The organism is Micromonospora sp. HM134 (assembly GCF_007833915.1).
Lineage (GTDB): Bacteria > Actinomycetota > Actinomycetes > Mycobacteriales > Micromonosporaceae > Micromonospora > Micromonospora wenchangensis.
This window is the reverse complement of the sequence record NZ_CP041061.1, coordinates 7,016,748-7,033,316: the sequence shown is the minus strand read 5'-3', so window position 1 is coordinate 7,033,316 and position 16,569 is coordinate 7,016,748. Positions and strand designations below refer to the sequence as shown.

The 16,569-nt window shown below is 75.0% G+C and carries 11 protein-coding genes; 8 read left to right on the top strand and 3 right to left on the bottom strand.

Annotated features, from left to right (window positions below; genetic code table 11):
• Nucleotides 1-48: 48 nt before the first annotated feature.
• Complete coding sequence (gene eccCa, locus FJK98_RS30620) at nucleotides 49-4,026, bottom strand: type VII secretion protein EccCa (RefSeq protein WP_145922116.1); 3,978 nt, start codon at nucleotides 4,024-4,026, stop codon at nucleotides 49-51.
• Between the two features lie 102 nt (nucleotides 4,027-4,128).
• Between eccCa and eccD the strand changes: the two genes are divergently transcribed.
• On the top strand, nucleotides 4,129-5,529 hold the full coding sequence (eccD, locus tag FJK98_RS30615; protein ID WP_145922115.1) for a type VII secretion integral membrane protein EccD: 1,401 nt from the start codon (nucleotides 4,129-4,131) through the stop codon (nucleotides 5,527-5,529).
• A gap of 91 nt (nucleotides 5,530-5,620) precedes the next feature.
• Here eccD and FJK98_RS30610 read toward each other — a convergent pair whose 3' ends face one another.
• Nucleotides 5,621-6,124, bottom strand: a complete 504-nt coding sequence (locus tag FJK98_RS30610) for an inorganic diphosphatase (protein ID WP_145922114.1) — start codon at nucleotides 6,122-6,124, stop codon at nucleotides 5,621-5,623.
• A gap of 598 nt (nucleotides 6,125-6,722) precedes the next feature.
• Between FJK98_RS30610 and dacB the strand changes: the two genes are divergently transcribed.
• The 4 genes from dacB to FJK98_RS30590 all read left to right on the top strand — a co-directional run bounded on the left by dacB (nucleotide 6,723) and on the right by FJK98_RS30590 (nucleotide 12,176).
• Complete coding sequence (gene dacB / locus FJK98_RS30605; RefSeq protein ID WP_370516948.1) at nucleotides 6,723-8,144, top strand: D-alanyl-D-alanine carboxypeptidase/D-alanyl-D-alanine-endopeptidase; 1,422 nt, start codon at nucleotides 6,723-6,725, stop codon at nucleotides 8,142-8,144.
• Nucleotides 8,145-8,257: 113 nt separating this feature from the next.
• On the top strand, nucleotides 8,258-9,325 hold the full coding sequence (locus tag FJK98_RS30600) for a zinc-dependent metalloprotease (RefSeq protein ID WP_088643858.1): 1,068 nt from the start codon (nucleotides 8,258-8,260) through the stop codon (nucleotides 9,323-9,325).
• Nucleotides 9,326-9,401: 76 nt separating this feature from the next.
• Nucleotides 9,402-10,538 carry a tRNA lysidine(34) synthetase TilS gene (tilS, locus tag FJK98_RS30595; protein WP_145922112.1) on the top strand — a complete coding sequence of 379 codons (1,137 nt, stop codon included), beginning with the start codon at nucleotides 9,402-9,404 and terminating at the stop codon, nucleotides 10,536-10,538.
• A 9-nt stretch (nucleotides 10,539-10,547) separates the two neighbouring features.
• Nucleotides 10,548-12,176 carry a gamma-glutamyltransferase family protein gene (locus FJK98_RS30590; RefSeq protein ID WP_145922111.1) on the top strand — a complete coding sequence of 543 codons (1,629 nt, stop codon included), beginning with the start codon at nucleotides 10,548-10,550 and terminating at the stop codon, nucleotides 12,174-12,176.
• Between the two features lie 62 nt (nucleotides 12,177-12,238).
• On the opposite strand, the gene FJK98_RS30585 is transcribed toward FJK98_RS30590, so the two are convergent.
• Nucleotides 12,239-13,201, bottom strand: coding sequence for a GlxA family transcriptional regulator (locus FJK98_RS30585; RefSeq protein WP_145922110.1), 963 nt, complete (start codon nucleotides 13,199-13,201; stop codon nucleotides 12,239-12,241).
• Between the two features lie 150 nt (nucleotides 13,202-13,351).
• Here FJK98_RS30585 and FJK98_RS33425 point away from each other — a divergent pair, with 150 nt between their 5' ends.
• The 3 genes from FJK98_RS33425 (at nucleotide 13,352) to ftsH (ending at nucleotide 16,550) form a co-directional block, all read left to right on the top strand.
• The gene (locus FJK98_RS33425; RefSeq protein WP_168222574.1) at nucleotides 13,352-13,489 is read left to right on the top strand and encodes a hypothetical protein; all 138 of its coding nucleotides are present in this window, start codon (nucleotides 13,352-13,354) and stop codon (nucleotides 13,487-13,489) included.
• Nucleotides 13,490-13,588: 99 nt separating this feature from the next.
• Nucleotides 13,589-14,164: a hypoxanthine phosphoribosyltransferase gene (hpt, locus tag FJK98_RS30580; RefSeq protein WP_145922109.1), complete on the top strand. Its 576-nt coding sequence runs from the start codon at nucleotides 13,589-13,591 to the stop codon at nucleotides 14,162-14,164.
• A gap of 379 nt (nucleotides 14,165-14,543) precedes the next feature.
• On the top strand, nucleotides 14,544-16,550 hold the full coding sequence (gene ftsH / locus FJK98_RS30575; protein ID WP_145922108.1) for an ATP-dependent zinc metalloprotease FtsH: 2,007 nt from the start codon (nucleotides 14,544-14,546) through the stop codon (nucleotides 16,548-16,550).
• Nucleotides 16,551-16,569: the final 19 nt, after the last annotated feature.

The following is a 16,569-nucleotide window of genomic DNA, read 5'->3' as shown; positions in this document are numbered from 1 at the left end:
AGATTACCGGTTCCGGCTGCCGACACGGCACGTTCCGGCACACCCGGATCACGGTGGCGGCAGATGTGCCAGCTGAACGAGGCGGACCCCCTCGCGCCGGGTGACCAGCCGACCACGCCCCGCCGGCAACGGCCCCGGCCGGACCGCGCCGACGAGCTGACCCTCGTCCGGGCTGCCGCTCATCACCAGGCCGGCGGTGGACAACTCCCGCAGGCGCTGCACGACCGGCTCGTACTGGGAGCGGCCGGCGCCACCGCAGCGGCGGGCCAGCACCAGGTGCAGGCCGACGTCCCGGGCCTGGGGCAGGTGTTCCTCCAGCCCACGCAGCGGGTTCGCCGGGCCGCTGGACACCAGGTCGTAGTCGTCTACCAGGATGAACAACTCCGGGCCGGACCACCAGGAACGGTCCCGCAACTGGGCCGGGGTGACCTCCGGGCCGGGCAGCCGGCCCCGCATGTAGCCGGCGACCGACTCGATCAGCTCGGTGGTGTGCGCCGCTGCTGTGCCGTACCCGATCAGGTGGTCGGTCTCGACGGTGCCGAGCAGGCTGCGCCGGTAGTCGACCAGGATCACCCGGGCCTGCTCCGGGGTGAACCGCGCGACGATCGAGGTGGCCAGCGCCCGCAGGAACGACGACTTGCCGCACTCGGCGTCGCCGAAGACCACGAAGTGCGGCTCGGTGGCGAAGTCGAGCAGCACCGGACGCAGGTCCGCCTCGGCGACCCCGATCGGGAACGCCAGCCCGGTGCCGGCGGTGGTGTCCAGGTCGGCGTACGGCAGCACCGGGGGGAGCAGCCGCACCCGGGGCGCGGCCGGCCCCGACCAGGCACCCGCCACCGCCTTCACCAGATCCGCCGTGTCCCCGCCGGTGAGCTGCGGCAGGGCGGTGAGGAAGTGCAGGCTCTGCGCGGTGATGCCCCGCCCCGCCTGCTCCGGCACGCCGGCCGCCGCCACCCGCTTCACCACCGAGTCGGACGGGTCACCCAGCCGCAGCTCCATCCGGGACCCGAACAGGTCCCGGATGCCGGGGCGGAAGTCCAGCCAGCGCACCGCGCTCGCCACCACGTGCACCCCGTACGACAGGCCCCGGGTGGCCAGGTCGGTGATCAGGGGTTCCAGGTCGTCGTACTCGCCGCGCAGGGTGGCCCAGCCGTCGACGACGAGGAACACGTCACCGAACGGGTCGACGGCGGGCTGACCGGCGGCGGCGAGCGCCCGCCGCCGCTTGCGCCACGCCGCCATGGACTCCACGCCCAGCTCGGTGAAGCGGCGTTCCCGCTCGGCGAGCAGCGTGGCGATCTCCCCGACCGTACGCCGGACCACCGTCGGGTCGGCCCGGCCGGCGACCCCGCCCACGTGCGGCAGCTCCCGCAGCGCGGTCAACCCGCCGCCGCCGAAGTCCAGGCAGTAGACCTGCGCCTCGGCCGGCGTGTGGGTGAGCGCCAGCGCGCAGACCAGCGTCCGCAACGCGTGCGACTTGCCGCTCTGCGGCGCGCCGACCACCGCCACGTGCCCGGCGGCCCCGCCCAGCGCCAGCCACAGCAGGTCCCGTCGCTGCTCGTACGGCTTGTCGACCACCGCCACCGGCACCTGGAGGCCGCCGTGCAGCTCCGGGTTGGCGAAGGTCAGCCCCCGTTCGGGGTCGACGCCGGGCGGGCCGAGCAGCTCGTCCAGGGCGGGCGCCCGGTCCAGCGGCGGCAGCCACACCTGGTGGGCCGGCGGCCCCTGCCCGGCCAGCCGGCCGACCAGCGCGTCGAGCAGGCTCTCCGGCGCCTCCTCGACGACCGGCGGGGCCACCGGGGCGGCCGGTTCGGGCACCGGCACGACATGGGTGGTGAAGGCGAGCAGCCGGGCCGCGCCGGTGCCGCCGCCCCCGGCCGGGCCGCCGTGCCGCCGCAGCGGGCCGGAGACGTACGCGGCCCGGAACCGGACCAGCGGGTCGGTGCCGGCGCGCAGGTAGCCGTGCCCGGGGGAGCGGGGCAGCTCGTGCGCGTCCGGCACCCCGAGCACCGTGCGGGACTCCAGCGCCGAGAAGGTCCGCAACCCGATCCGGTACGACAGGTGGGTATCCAGCCCGCGCAGCCGCCCCTCCTCCAGCCGCTGGCTGGCCAGCAGCAGGTGGACCCCGAGTGACCGGCCCAGCCGGCCGATCTGCACGAACAGGTCGATGAAGTCGGGCTTGGCCGAGAGCAGTTCGGAGAACTCGTCGCAGACCAGCAGCAGCGACGGCAGCGGGGCGAGCGGCGCGCCGGCCGTCCGGGCCCGCTCGTAGTCGCGCAGGCTGGCGAAGTTGCCGGCCCGGCGCAGCAGCTCCTGGCGGCGCATCAGCTCACCGTTGATGGCGTCCACCATCCGGTCGACCAGCGGCAGCGCGTCGACCAGGTTGGTGATCACCGCGGCGGTGTGCGGCAGCCGGTCGAAGGAGGCGAAGGTGGCCCCGCCCTTGAAGTCGACCAGGACGAAGTTGAGCTGTTCCGAGCTGTGCGTGGCGGCCAACGCCAGGACCAGGGTGCGCAGCAGCTCCGACTTGCCGGAACCGGTCGCCCCGATCAGCAGCCCGTGCGGGCCCATCCCGTCCTGCGCCGACTCCTTGAGGTCCAGCTCGACCGCGCCGCCGTCCGGGCCGACCCCGATCGGCACCCGCAGCCGGTCCCGGGGCGGGCGGGGCAGCCAGCCCTGGTCGGCGGTGAACCCCTCCGGGTCGCCCAGCCCGAGCAGTTCGGGGAGGCCGGGTTCGGCCCCGGGGGCGGCCTCGGTGCCCCGGGCGACGGCGGCGAGCCGCAGCGGGGCGAGCCGCCGGGCGACGGCCTCCGCGTCGACGACGTCCAGCCGGTCGGCGGTGCCCACCTCGGCGTGTCCCTCGGCCGACCAGGAGTGCAGCCGGCCGGCGCGGACCTCCAGCAGCAGGGCGAAGCGGTCCAGCAGGCGCGGTGGCGGGGTGTCGAGGTCGAGCACGGTGACCGCGTCGATGCCGCCGTCGCCGGTCAGTTCGGTGGCGTCGGTCAGGTCACCGCCGTCGAGGAGCACCACCACGTGCGGGCCGTCGGTGGCCGGCCCGGCGGGGCTGAACCGGGACCGGCTGGCCAGCACGTCGCCGAGGAGCCGTTCCAGGTCGACGGCGGAGCTGGTGACCAGCCGGACGGGGCCGAGCGCGTCGACCCGGGTCGGGTGGTGGGCGTGCGGCAGCCACTTCACCCACTCCCAGTGCCGACGCCGTTCCGGGCCGGCGCAGACGGCGACGAGCAGTTCGTCGGGGGCGTGGAAGACGGCGAGCTGGAGGAGCATCGCGCGGGCCAGCGCCTGCGCGTCGGGTGAGCCGGTGCCGGGGCCGCCCTCCGTCGTGCCCCCGCCCGGCCCGGCCGGCTGCCCGCCCCGGACGAAGACCCGGGCGAAGCTGCGCAGCGACAGCGCCACCGGCAGGTCCGGCACCACCGAGTACGCGTCGAGGAACCGCCGCAGCGCCCCCGCGGTCATCGGCTCCAGTTCCTCAAGCGGCCGGGTGACCGGCGGCACCAGGGGGGTGGCCAGCGTCTGCGGCCCGACGGCGACCCGCACCACGCCGAAGTCGGGGTCGCCGGGGCGGCGTTCCCAGACCCGGTGGCTGTCCACCGTCGACCAGAGCCGGCCCGGGTCGGGATGCCGGTAGTACAGCCCGGCCCGCTGCTGCCGGGCGGTCTGCCGGACCCGTCGCCGCAGGGTGCCCAGGTGCCGCAGGTACTCCCGACGGGCGGCCATCATCTCCGACTTCCTCGGGCTGCCGGTGGCGCTGCCCCAGGAGGTCATCAGCATCGCCACCGAGGAGAGCCCGAACATTCCGCCCACCACGTACGAGTAGGCGCCGCCGCCCCGACCGAACATCATCGCCATCGCCACCGTGCCGCCCAGCATCGGCAGCACCATCAGCGCCTGCTGCCAGCGCCCGCCGGTGACCACCGGGATCTCGGGCGGACCCTGCACGGGCAGTTCGCCGACCGGGATCTCCGGGGCGGGCCGGCGCGGTGGCCGCTTGATGACGACAGTGGACAAATCCATCTCCCTGTGGCGCTCGGTAACCCGAACCTGGCTCATCGTAGGTAAAGTGCGCGTCGTCCGTCAGCCACCGCTCCCGATCGATATGGAGTCCAGTCGATGACCATCGGGCTGGCCAGGGTCACCATCAGCGCGCCGGGGCGACGTGTCGACGTGGCCCTGCCGGAACAGGTCCCCCTGGCCGAGCTGCTGCCCGAGGTGCTCCGGCACGCCGGGGAGGGGCTGGCCGACGACGGCGAGCGGCACGGCGGCTGGGTGCTGCGACGTACCGACGGGGCGGTGCTGGTGACCGCGCAGCCGCTGCTCCCGCAGGGGGTGCGCGACGGCGAGGTGCTGCACCTGGTGCCCGCCCACGACCAGTGGCCCGAGCTGGAGTACGACGACGTGGTCGAGGCCATCGCCGACGGCGCGCGCCGCCGGGGCGCGGCCTGGTCGCCGGCGACGACCCGGGTGGCCGTGCTGGCCGGCGCGGCCGTCCCGCTCGCCGTGGGGCTGCTCGCCGTGCTGGCCGCCGGGCCGGGACAGCCCGCCGCCTGGCCCGCCGCGGGCGCGGTGGCGCTGCTGCTCACCCTCGCCGGCACCACCGCCTCCCGGGCGTACGGCGACGGTCCGACCGGGGCCACCCTCGGCGGCTACGCCCTGCCGTACGCCGCAACGGCCGGCGCCCTCGCGGTCAGCTCGGGCGACCCGGTGGGGGCGTTACGGCCGCTGCCCTGGCTCGGCGCGCCCGAACTGCTCGCCGGTGCGGTGGCGCTGCTCCTGGCCGCCGTGCTGGGCCTGCTCGGCGTCGCCACCCGACTGCGGGTCTTCGTGGCCGGCGCGACGGCCGGCGCGGTGGGCGCACTCGCCGGTCTGGGCGGGCTGCTGCTCGACCCGGCCGGCACCGCCGCCGTGCTGCTCTGCGTGCTGGTCTTCGTCCTCGGGGCGCTGCCGCTGCTGGCGATCCGGCTGGGCAAGGTGCCGCTGCCGCCGATCACCCTGCCGGACGGCCCCACGGGTGACCCGGACGGCGTACGGGACCTGCCGGACCGGGCCCGGGTGCACGCGGCGGTGGCCCGCAGCGAGGAGATGCTGACCGGGATGCTGCTCGGGCACGCGGTCGCGGTGGTGGCCGCCGTGCTGGTGCTCGCCGCCGCCGGTGGGCTCGCCGGGCGGGTGCTGGTGGCCGTCGGCGCGGCGGTGCTGCTGTTGCGGTCCCGGCTGTTCGTGGCCGTCCGGCACCGGGTGCCTCCGGTCACGGCCGGGCTGGCCGGGTTCGCGGTGCTCGGGGCGGTGCTCGCCGGCCGGCCCGGTGCCCCCGGGCTGCTGGCGTTGAGCGGGGGTGGGCTGCTCGTCGCCCTGCTCGCCGTAGCCGCCGGCACGACGTACGCCCGGCGGCCGGTCTCGCCGTACCTCGGTCGGGTGGCCGACCTGACCGACACCGCGCTGGTGGTGGCGGTGGTCCCGGTGGCCTGCGCGGTGCTGGACCTCTACGACGCGGCCCGGGGCCTGCTGGGGTGACCGCCGCCCGCCCCGACCGGCGTCGGGCGGGCACGACGGAGGCCCGGACCGACCGGTCCGGGCCTGTCGCGGAAAGCCGGTGGCCGGTGGGTCAGTGCCCGCCGCCCTGCGCCTCGGCCTCGCGGGCCCGCTGGTAGGACGCCAGCACCTCGGCCTCGGCCTCGACCCGGCCGACCCAGGTCGCGCCCTCGACCGACTTGCCCGGTTCGAGGTCCTTGTAGACCTCGAAGAAGTGCTGGATCTCCAGCCGGTCGAACTCGCCCAGGTGGTGGATGTCGCGCAGGTGCTCCTGGCGGGGGTCCTCGTAGGGCACGCAGAGGACCTTGTCGTCGCCGCCCTTCTCGTCGGTCATCCGGAACATGCCGATGGTGCGGCAGCGGATCAGGCACCCCGGGAAGGTCGGCTCGGGGACCAGCACCAGCGCGTCCAGCGGGTCGCCGTCCTCGCCGAGGGTGCCCTCGATGAAGCCGTAGTCGGCCGGGTACTGGGTCGACGTGAACAGGGTGCGGTCCAGCCGGATCCGGCCCGTCGCGTGGTCCACCTCGTACTTGTTTCGGTGACCCTTCGGGATCTCAACCGTGACGTCGAAATCCATCTCCCACGCTCCCTCGTCTGCCCACGCTGGCTGAACGGAACCACTGACGCCCCGGTGCGGATGAATGGCCACCCGTCGGCTCCGGACGCCGCATAGTCTTCGGACCGAAGTAGTGTCACCCAGGCGAGTTCGGCGGCGGGAGGAGGGGGTCGTGGGGAGGGAAGATTCACACTACCGCCCGGAGGGGGTTGACGGCCGGGGATCGGGCCGGTCCGTGACCGGCGGTGCCACCGGTCGGGTCTCGGTGCCCGACGCGAACGTCCCCCGTCGCCCCGAGTCGACGCCCGAACCGCCGGTCACCGGTCGGACCGGCGAGCACCCGCCACCGCCGGCCTGGCGTCCGCCGTCCGTGACCGGCGACCGGCCGGCCGTCGGGTCCGCCCCGGTGTCACCCCCGTTCCCGCCGTCCGGTGCCGCCCCGGCCGCCGGCTCCGCGTCGGTCCCCCCGCACCGGGGCGCGGCCCCGGTCGCCCCCCAGCCGGGCGTGGCGTCGCCGCCGGCCCCTCCGGAGCCGTCGGCCCGTCCCGGTTCCGCGCCGCCGGACGGTGGTCCGCCGCCGTCCGCCGGCGCACCGCGTCGGCGTCGGCGGTGGGTGCCGGTGCTGCTGGTCGTCGTGCTGCTGGCGGGTCTCGCCGGAGCGGCGGCGGTGCTCCGTCCGGGCCCGGTCGCCGGCTGGCTGGGCGGGGCGGACAGCACCCCGTCGGCCGCCGCGCGGCCCCCCGAGCCCGACCCGCCCCCCGTGCTCGCCGGCCCCGACACCACCGCACCGGAACCGACCGCCGCCGGGGTACGCGCCGCGGTCGAGCCGCTGACCACTGCCGCCGCCCTGGGCAGCCGGGTCAACCTGTCGGTGGCCGACGTGGTCACCGGCGAATCGCTGTACGCCAAGGGCGGCGACGACGCCACCGTGCCCGCCTCGGTCACCAAGCTCGCCACCGGGGTGACCGTCCTGAAGGCGCGGGGGCCCGGCCACCGGATCGCCACCCGGGCGGTGGCCGGGGCGAACCCGGGCGAGGTGGTGCTGGTCGGCGGTGGCGACCCGACGCTGGCGGTGGACAGATCCGGCTTCTACCCCGGCGCGGCCCGCCTCGACGCGCTCGCCACGCAGGTCAAGCAGGCCCTCGGTGGCACCGCGCCGACCCGGGTGGTGGTCGACTCCACGCTCTTCCCCGGCCCGGTGCACGGTCCCGGCTGGGACGCGGACATCCCGACCGGCGGGTTCGGCGCGTCGATCACCGCGCTGATGACCGACGGGGCACGCCGGGACCCGGTAGGGGCGAAGAAGGCCTTCGTCGACAGCCACGGCGCAGCCGAGCGGTACGCCGAGCCCGACCTGGCCGCCGGCCGCTCGTTCGCCCGGCTGCTCGGCCTGCCCGAGGGCGGGGTGGTCCGGGGCACCGCCCCGGCGGACGGCGGCGCGACGGCGACCGGCGCCCCCGCCCCCGGCACCGAGCTGGGCAAGGTCGAGTCGCTGCCGATGGTCCGGCTGGTCGACATCATGATCACCGACAGCGACAACGTGATCGCCGAGGCCCTGGCCCGCCAGGTGGCCCTGGCCCGCAACCAGCAGGCGTCCTTCGCCGGTGGCGCGGCGGCGATGGACGAGGTGATCGGCGAACTGGGACTGCCGGCCGACGAGATCAGCCTCGCCGACGGCAGCGGACTGTCCCGGAGCAACCGGATCAGCCCCTCGCTGCTCACCGACCTGATCGCGGTGGCCGGTAACGGCACCCACCCGGAGCTGACCGCGATCTTCGGCGGCCTCCCGGTGGCCGCCTGGTCGGGCACCCTCGGCGGCCGCTACGAGTCGACGGAGACCGCCGCCGGGGCCGGCGTGGTCCGGGCCAAGACCGGCACCCTGACCGGGGTGCACGCCATCGCCGGCCTGGTCACCACCCGCGACGGCCGGCTGCTCACCTTCGCCGTGCTCACCGACCGGGCCCCGGCGGGCGACCCGGAGGTGACCCGGGCGGCGCTGGACCGGATCGCCGGCGCGCTGGCCGGCTGCGGCTGCCGCTGACCCCGGCTGCCCGGTCGACCCGCCGGCCCTGGGCAGGCCGTCCGGGTCGGCTGCCGGGCGGCCCGTCGCGCGCACTCCGGCCGGGGTGTCGCGGCGCGGGTACGGTGGGTGGCATGGCGCAGTTCGTGGACTGGGATCTGGCCGCCGCCACCGCTGGGGCGCTGAGCAAGTCGGGCCCCCGCGTGTCGTACGCGGAGGCGACCGGGGTGGTCGGCGATCTGCGCCGGCTCACCGACGAGGCGGCCGGGCACGTCGCCGACTACACGGGGCTGCGCCCGCAGGTCAGCCATCCGCCGGTGCGGGTGGTGGACCGGCGGGACTGGGCGGCCACCAACATCGCCGGCCTGCGTGAGGTGATCACGCCACTGGTCAGCCGGCTCTCCGGCGACAAGCCGCCCGGCGCGCTCACCGAGGCGGTCGGCTCCCGGCTCACCGGGGTGCAGGCCGGCACCGTGCTGGCGTACCTCTCCGGCCGGGTGCTCGGCCAGTACGAGGTCTTCTCGGCCGATCCGGGGCAGCTGCTGCTGGTCGCGCCGAACATCGTCGAGGTGGAACGCAAGCTCGGCGCCGACCCGCGTGACTTCCGGCTCTGGGTCTGCCTGCACGAGGTCACCCACCGCACCCAGTTCACCGCCGTGCCGTGGATGCGGGCCTACTTCCTCGGTGAGGTGCAGGCGTTCGTGGACGCCTCGCAGGGCACCGAGCACCTGGTCGAGCGGCTGCGCCGGGGGGTGTCCACCCTGTCGGACGCGGTCCGCGACCCGGACAGCCGCACCAGCGTGCTGGACATCGTGCAGACCCCGGCGCAGCGGGCCGTGCTGGACCGGCTCACCGCGCTGATGACCCTGCTGGAGGGGCACGCCGAGTTCGTGATGGACGGCGTCGGCCCGCAGGTCATCCCCAGCGTGGAGCGGATCAGGGCGGGGTTCAACCGCCGCCGCGAGGCGGGCAACCCGCTGGAGAAGGCGATCCGCCGGCTGCTCGGCGTGGACGTCAAGATGCGCCAGTACGCCGAGGGCCGCAAGTTCGTGCACGGCGTGGTCGAGCAGGTCGGCATGCCCGGCTTCAACAAGATCTTCGGTTCGCCGCTGACCCTGCCCCGGCTCGACGAGCTGGGCGACCCGGCCGCCTGGGTGGCCCGGGTGCACGGGCCGGCCGGCGCCACCCCGACCGCCGGCTGACCCGGTGGCCGGCCGGCCCACCCCCGCCGAACCGGTGACCGGGCGGCCCCCTGCCGCCCCGCCGACCGGGCCCGTCATGAAGGACCCGACCGGGCCCCGTGTCGCCGACCTGCCGACCGGGCTGCGCACCGAGGAGCCGGCCGTCGTCGGGCGGCACGGTGCCGGTGCCGCTCGCGGGTCGTCCCCCGATCCGGCGGTGGCCGCCATCCGGGTCGCGGTACGTCGGGCGTTGGCCGGGCTGCCCCCGGCCGGGCCGGTGCTGGTGGCCTGCTCGGGTGGGGCGGACTCGCTGGCCCTCGCCGCCGCCACCGCCTTCGTGGCGTCCCGGCTCGGCCGACCGGCCGGACTGGTGACCGTCGACCACGGGTTGCAGGCCGGGTCGGACGGGCGGGCCGCCGCCGTCGCCGGGTGGGCCGGGCGGGTCGGATTCGATCCGGTCGAGGCGGTGCCGGTGACGGTGGCCGGCCGTCCCGGTGGCCCCGAGGCGGCCGCCCGGCAGGCCCGCTACCAGGCGTTGACGGCGGCTGCCCGGCGGCACGGTGCGGTCGCCGTCCTGCTCGGGCACACCCGCGACGACCAGGCCGAGACGGTGCTGCTGGCGCTGGCCCGGGGGGCCGGCCCGCGCGGGCTGGCCGGGATGCCCGCCCGGCGGGACCTGGCCGGGGTGCCGCTGCTGCGCCCGCTGCTCGACGTCACCCGGGCGCAGACCCGCGACGCGTGCACGGCGCTCGACCTGACCCCCTGGCAGGACCCGCACAACACCGACCCGTCGTACGCGCGGGCCCGGGTCCGCGCCGACGCGCTGCCGGCGCTGGTCGCGGCGCTCGGCGACGGGGTGGTGGACAACCTGGCGCGTACCGCCCGACTGCTCGCCGCCGACACCGCCGCGCTGGACGACCTGGCCGCCGCCGCCCTCGGCACCCCGCAGCCCCGGCCCGACGGCACCCCGGGGGTACGCGACGGCGGCGGGCTGTCCGTGCCGGCGCTGGCCGGGCTTTCCGGGGCGGTACGTGGCCGGGTGCTGCACGCCTGGGCGCGGGAGCTGGGGGCACCACCCGGTGCGCTGTCCCACCGGCACGTCGACGCGCTGGACGCCCTGGTCACCGCCTGGCGTGGACAGGGCCCGACCGCCCTGCCGGGTGGCGTACGCGTCGGCCGTCGGGACGGCCGGCTGCTCCCCGTGGACCTGGGCGGGCCCGCGCCGGTGCGGTAGACAGGGCTGATGGCGTACCCCCGCAGTGCCCTGTTCGCCCCGCACGGTGCCGTCTCGACCAGCCATCCGCTCGCGGCGGCGGCGGGCCTGGCCGTGCTGCGACGCGGCGGCAACGCCGTCGACGCGGCGCTGGCCACCGCGATCACGTTGACCGTGGTGCAGCCGCCGTCCAACGACATCGGTGGTGACCTGTTCGCCATCGTCTGGGACGGCGACCGGCTGCACGGTCTCGCCGCCGCCGGGCGGTCACCGGCCGGGCTGACCCGGGAGGTGGTGCTGGCCGCCACCGGCGGGGTGGCGACGGAGCCGGTGGCGGCGCTCGGTGGCGCGCAGGCGTCCGGGCCGGCGATGCCCGCCCGGGGCTGGCTGCCGGTGACGGTGCCCGGTGCGCCGGCCGGCTGGCGGGACCTGCACGACCGGTTCGGCGTGCTGCCCTTCGCCGACCTCTTCACCGACGCCGTCGGGTACGCCGAGCACGGTCACCCTGTCTCCACCGGCACCGCCGCCACCTGGGCGCGGGCGCTGGCGCAGCCGGTGCCGACGGGCGCCGAGTACACCGAGTTCGACCGGGTCTTCACGGTGGCGGGTCGCGCGCCCCGGGCCGGCGAACGCTGGCGCAACCCGGCGGCGGCCCGGACGCTACGGCTGATCGCCGACACCGGCGCGGAGGACTTCTACCGGGGCGCGATCGCGGCGGCGCTGGACCGGCACGCCGCCCGTACCGGCGGCTTCCTCACCGCCGCCGACCTGGCCGCCCACACCTCGACCTGGGTCGACCCGGTCTGCGTCCGCTACCGGGGGCACGAGGTGTGGGAGCTGCCGCCGCCGGGGCAGGGGCTGGCCGCGCTCCAGGCGCTGGGCGTCCTCGACGGCCTCGACCCCGCCGCCGATCCGGTGGTCCGGGTGCACCGGCAGGTGGAGGCGGTCAAGCTCGGCTTCGCCGACGCGCACGCCCACGTGGCCGATCCGGAACGCGCCGACGTGCCGACCGCCGGCCTGCTCGACCCGGGCTACCTGGCGGCGCGGCGGGCGCTGCTCACCGACCGGGCCGGCGACCCGGTGTCCGGCGACCCGGAGCGGGGCGGCACCGTCTACCTCTGCACGGCCGACGCGGACGGCCTGATGGTCAGCCTGATCCAGTCCACCTACCTGGGGTTCGGCTCCCGGGTGGTGCTGCCCGGCCACGGCTTCGCCCTACAGAACCGGGGCACCGGTTTCCGCCTCGACCCGGGCCACCCCAACCTGGTGGGGCCCGCCAAGCGGCCCTTCCACACGATCATCCCGGGTTTCCTGACCCGCGACGGCGCACCGGTCGGGCCGTTCGGGGTGATGGGCGGGCACATGCAGCCGCAGGGACACGTCCAACTGGTCGCCGCGACCGTCGACGACGGCCGTGACCCGCAGGCCGCCCTCGACGCCCCCCGCTGGTACTGGCACGCCGGCCGGACCCTGCTGGTCGAGCCGGCCCTGGCGGCCGAGCCCGGCCTGGTCGCGGGGTTGCGCGCCCGGGGCCACGAGGTCACCGTCGCCGACGAGCCGTCCGTCTTCGGGTACGGCCAGGCGCTGTGGCGGGCCCCGGCCGGCGGCTGGGTGGTCGGCGCGGAGCCCCGGGTCGACGGCGCGGCGCTGGGCTACTGATCCCGGCGCGTCCGGCCGGCGACGTGCGGCCGTGGCCGGTCCGCCCCGGGCCGGTGGCGGGCTCAGGCGGTGGGGACGCGGTCGCGGAAGGTGGTGCGGTAGCCCTGCGGGGTGGTGCCGACCCGGCGGGCGAAGTGGTGACGCAGGGCGGCGGCGTCGGGGAAACCCGAGCGGCCGGCGACGCTCTCCACGCTCAGCCGGGTCTCCTCCAGCAGCCGGCGGGCCAGCAGCACCCGCTGGTTGGTCAGCCAGTCGTGCGGGGTGGTGCCGGTCTCGGCCCGGAACCGGCGGGCGAAGGTACGTGGTGACATGCCGGCGCGGGCGGCCAGCTCGTCCACCGTGGTCGGCCGGTCCAGGTGCCCCACCAGCCAGCTCAGCACCGGTTCGAGGGTGGGCGCGTCGGGGGTGGCCGGGATCGGCGCCTCGACGTACTGGGACTGGCCGCCGTCGCGGTGCGGGGGGACCACCATGCGCCGGGCCAGCCGGGTGGCGGTGACCGAGCCGTGTTCCTGGCGTACCAGGTGCAGGCAGGCGTCGATGCCGGCGGCGGTGCCGGCGCTGGTCAGCACCGGCCCGTCGGCCACGTAGAGGCTGTTGCACCGGACCCGGGCCGACGGGTGGCGGCGTTGCAGCTCGTCGGCGTACTTCCAGTGGGTGGTGCACTCCCGGCCGTCGAGCAGGCCGGCCGCGCCGAGCACGAACGCCGCCGAGCAGACGCTGAACACGTACGCCCCCCGGTCGGCGGCGCGGCGCAGCGCGGCCAGCACCGCCTCGGGCACCTCACCCCCCTGGGTGTACGCGGGCACGGCGACCAGGTCGGCGTCGTCGACCGGGGCGAGGTCGGCGTGCGGGGTGAGGCCGAACCCGGAGGCGGTACGGACCGGGTCGCCGTCGGCGGTGCAGACGGTGAACCGGTAGCCGGGGAAGGCGTCGTCGGTGCGGTCGGTGCCGAAGACCTCGGTGAGCACGCCCAGCTCGAAGACGGCCACCTCGTCCAAGGCGATGACCGCCACCGATCGAATCATGTGACGAGGGTAACCGGAAGCATGGCAGGAAATCGAGGGCACCTGGCATGACTGCCACTGTCCCGGCCCGGACCACTGGCGGAAACTGGAATGAGTCCGGTGCGCACCGGCGGCGAAAACCACTCAGATCGCGAGAAAGCGAGCGCCGCCATGCAGTTCGTGTTGTTCCTGCTCTTCCTCGCCGCGCTGACCGCCGCCTCGGCGTTCGGCCTGACCGCCGACACCCGCGACTCGGCCGACTGGAAGCCCACCGAGGAGGGCCGCCGCTGGCGATCCCGTACCTGCTGAGGTGGTTGATTCCGTTGTGCCGGAAAATTCGGGGCGGGACCGCGCCAAAAGGGGCGGCCCCGCCGACGCGGGTCCTCAGGCGTACGGCAGGCTAGGAGCATGGCTGACGGCTCCTGGTACGACGCCGACATCGATCACGTGATCATCTCCGAGGCGCAGATCCGCGAGAAGACGGCGGAGCTGGCCAAGCAGGTCTCGGCGGACTACGCCGGGGTCACCGACGGACTGCTGCTCGTCTGCGTCCTCAAGGGCGCGGTCATGTTCATGGCCGACTTCGCCCGCGCGCTGGGCCGGCAGGGTCCGCCCGTCGAGCTGGACTTCATGGCCATCTCCTCGTACGGCCAGGGCACCACCTCCTCCGGCGTGGTGCGCATCCTCAAGGACCTCGACCGGGACATCGCCGGCCGGCACGTGGTGGTGGTCGAGGACATCGTCGACTCCGGCCTGACCCTGTCCTGGCTGCTGCGGTACCTGGAGTCCCGGTCGGCCGCCAGCGTCGAGGTGGTGGCCCTGTTCCGCAAGCCCGACGCGGTGAAGGTCCCGGTCCCGGTGAAGTACGTCGGCTTCGACATCCCCACCGAGTTCGTGGTGGGCTACGGCCTCGACTTCGGCGAGCGCTACCGCGAGCTGCCGTACGTCGGGGTGCTCAAGCCCGAGGTCTACGCCCGGGCCTGACTTCCCGCTCGTATCGGTGTCCATCGAGCGGACGTTCAGCGGGCTCCCAGCAAATCCCACTACGGTGGGTGTCGGTGGCGCGGGGGCATCTCCGTGCCCGGCACCCCGACGCGCGTGACCGGGCGGTCGGTGGGGTCGGTGCGCAGTCTCCCGCCACGCCGGCTGAAACCCCGGTTCGCCGTCCGCGTAAGTGCCGGGCTCGCAAGCTCGCACCTGGCACTAACGGTGTACCGTCGAGAGACCGCGGTGCGGCAGTTCGCGCGCCTCGGGGTCGAGGCCGGCCCGCACGGCGGCTCGACGCCGCCCCCGGCGGCGACACCATTCAGACGGTCAGGACGTCGATCAGGAGGATGCGGGCGCCTCGGCGCTCGACAACAGCATGGAACGTACGCGTTTCTTCCGCCGACCGGTGGTCTGGATCATCCTGGTCATCCTCGGCGCCGTTGTGCTCAGTCAGCTGTTCACCGCTGGTCCCAGCTACCACCGCGTGGACACTTCCGTTGCGCTCGACCAACTGCACACCGCCAAGATCAACAAAGTCGTCTTCCAGGACAAGGAGCAGACGCTCCAGCTCAACCTGGCCGAGAAGACCAAGTTCGGCGACACCACGACCGACCGGATCGAGGCCCAGTTCCCCTACCAGGCCGGCGAGCAGGTCTGGAACGAGGTGCTGGAGGCCAAGGCGGCCAACCGGGTCACCGGCCCGGCCGACGCCAAGGTGTCGTCCGACAGCATCTGGGTGAGCCTGCTGGTCAACCTGCTGCCCATCGCGCTGCTCGTGCTCCTGCTGCTGTTCTTCATGTCGCAGATGCAGGGCGGCGGCTCCCGGGTGCTCAACTTCGGCAAGTCCAAGGCGAAGATGATCACCAAGGACACCCCGAAGACGACCTTCGCGGACGTCGCCGGGGCCGAGGAGGCGGTCGAGGAACTCCACGAGATCAAGGACTTCCTCCAGAACCCCGCGAAATACCAGGCCCTGGGTGCCAAGATCCCGAAGGGCGTGCTGCTCTTCGGTCCGCCCGGTACCGGTAAGACGCTGCTGGCCCGCGCCGTCGCCGGCGAGGCCGGGGTGCCGTTCTACTCGATCTCCGGTTCCGACTTCGTCGAGATGTTCGTCGGTGTCGGCGCGAGCCGGGTCCGGGACCTCTTCGAGCAGGCCAAGGCGAACGCCCCGGCGATCGTCTTCGTCGACGAGATCGACGCCGTCGGCCGGCACCGTGGCGCCGGCATGGGCGGCGGCCACGACGAGCGGGAGCAGACCCTCAACCAGCTGCTCGTCGAGATGGACGGCTTCGACACCAAGGGCGGGGTCATCCTGATCGCCGCCACCAACCGGCCGGACATCCTCGACCCGGCGCTGCTGCGTCCGGGCCGGTTCGACCGGCAGATCCCGGTCGACGCCCCCGACATGGAGGGCCGCAAGGCGATCCTGCGGGTGCACGCCAAGGGCAAGCCGTTCACGCCCGACGTCGACCTCGACGCGGTCGCCCGGCGTACCCCCGGCTTCTCCGGTGCCGACCTGGCCAACGTGATCAACGAGTCGGCGCTGCTCACCGCCCGTAAGGAACAGCGGGCGATCACCAACGACTCGCTTGAGGAGTCGATCGACCGGGTGATCGCCGGGCCGCAGCGCCGGACCCGGGTGATGAGCGACCAGGAGAAGAAGATCACCGCGTACCACGAGGGTGGGCACGCGCTGGTCGCCTGGGCGCTGCCGCACGCCGCGCCGGTGCACAAGGTGACGATCCTGTCCCGGGGTCGCTCGCTGGGGCACACCCTGGTCCTGCCGACCGAGGACAAGTACACCCAGACCCGGGCCGAGATGATCGACACCCTGGCGTACGCGCTGGGTGGCCGGGCCGCCGAGGAACTCGTCTTCCACGAGCCCACCACCGGGGCCGGCAACGACATCGAGAAGGCCACCCAGTTGGCCCGCGCGATGATCACGCAGTACGGCATGAGCTCGAAGCTCGGCGCGATCAAGTACGGCACCAGCGGGGACGAACCGTTCCTCGGCCGCAACATGGGCCACGAGCGGGACTACTCCGACTCGGTCGCCGCCGAGATCGACGGCGAGATGCGGGCCCTGATCGAACTGGCCCACGACGAGGCCTGGGAGATCCTGGTGGAGTACCGGGACGTGCTGGACAACATGGTCCTGGAGCTGATGGAGAAGGAGACCCTCTCCACCGCCGACATGGCCCGGATCTGCTCCCGGGTGGTCAAGCGCCCGCCGATGGCCCCGTACAACGGGTTCGGCAAGCGGCTGCCCTCCACCGAGCCGCCGGTGCTCACCCCGGCCGAGAAGGAGAAGCTCAAGGCGCAGGCCACGGCCGACGGCATCTCCGTCGGCGGGGCCACGAACAACTCGGACGGTCTGCACTGAACACCGACGCCGCGGCCAG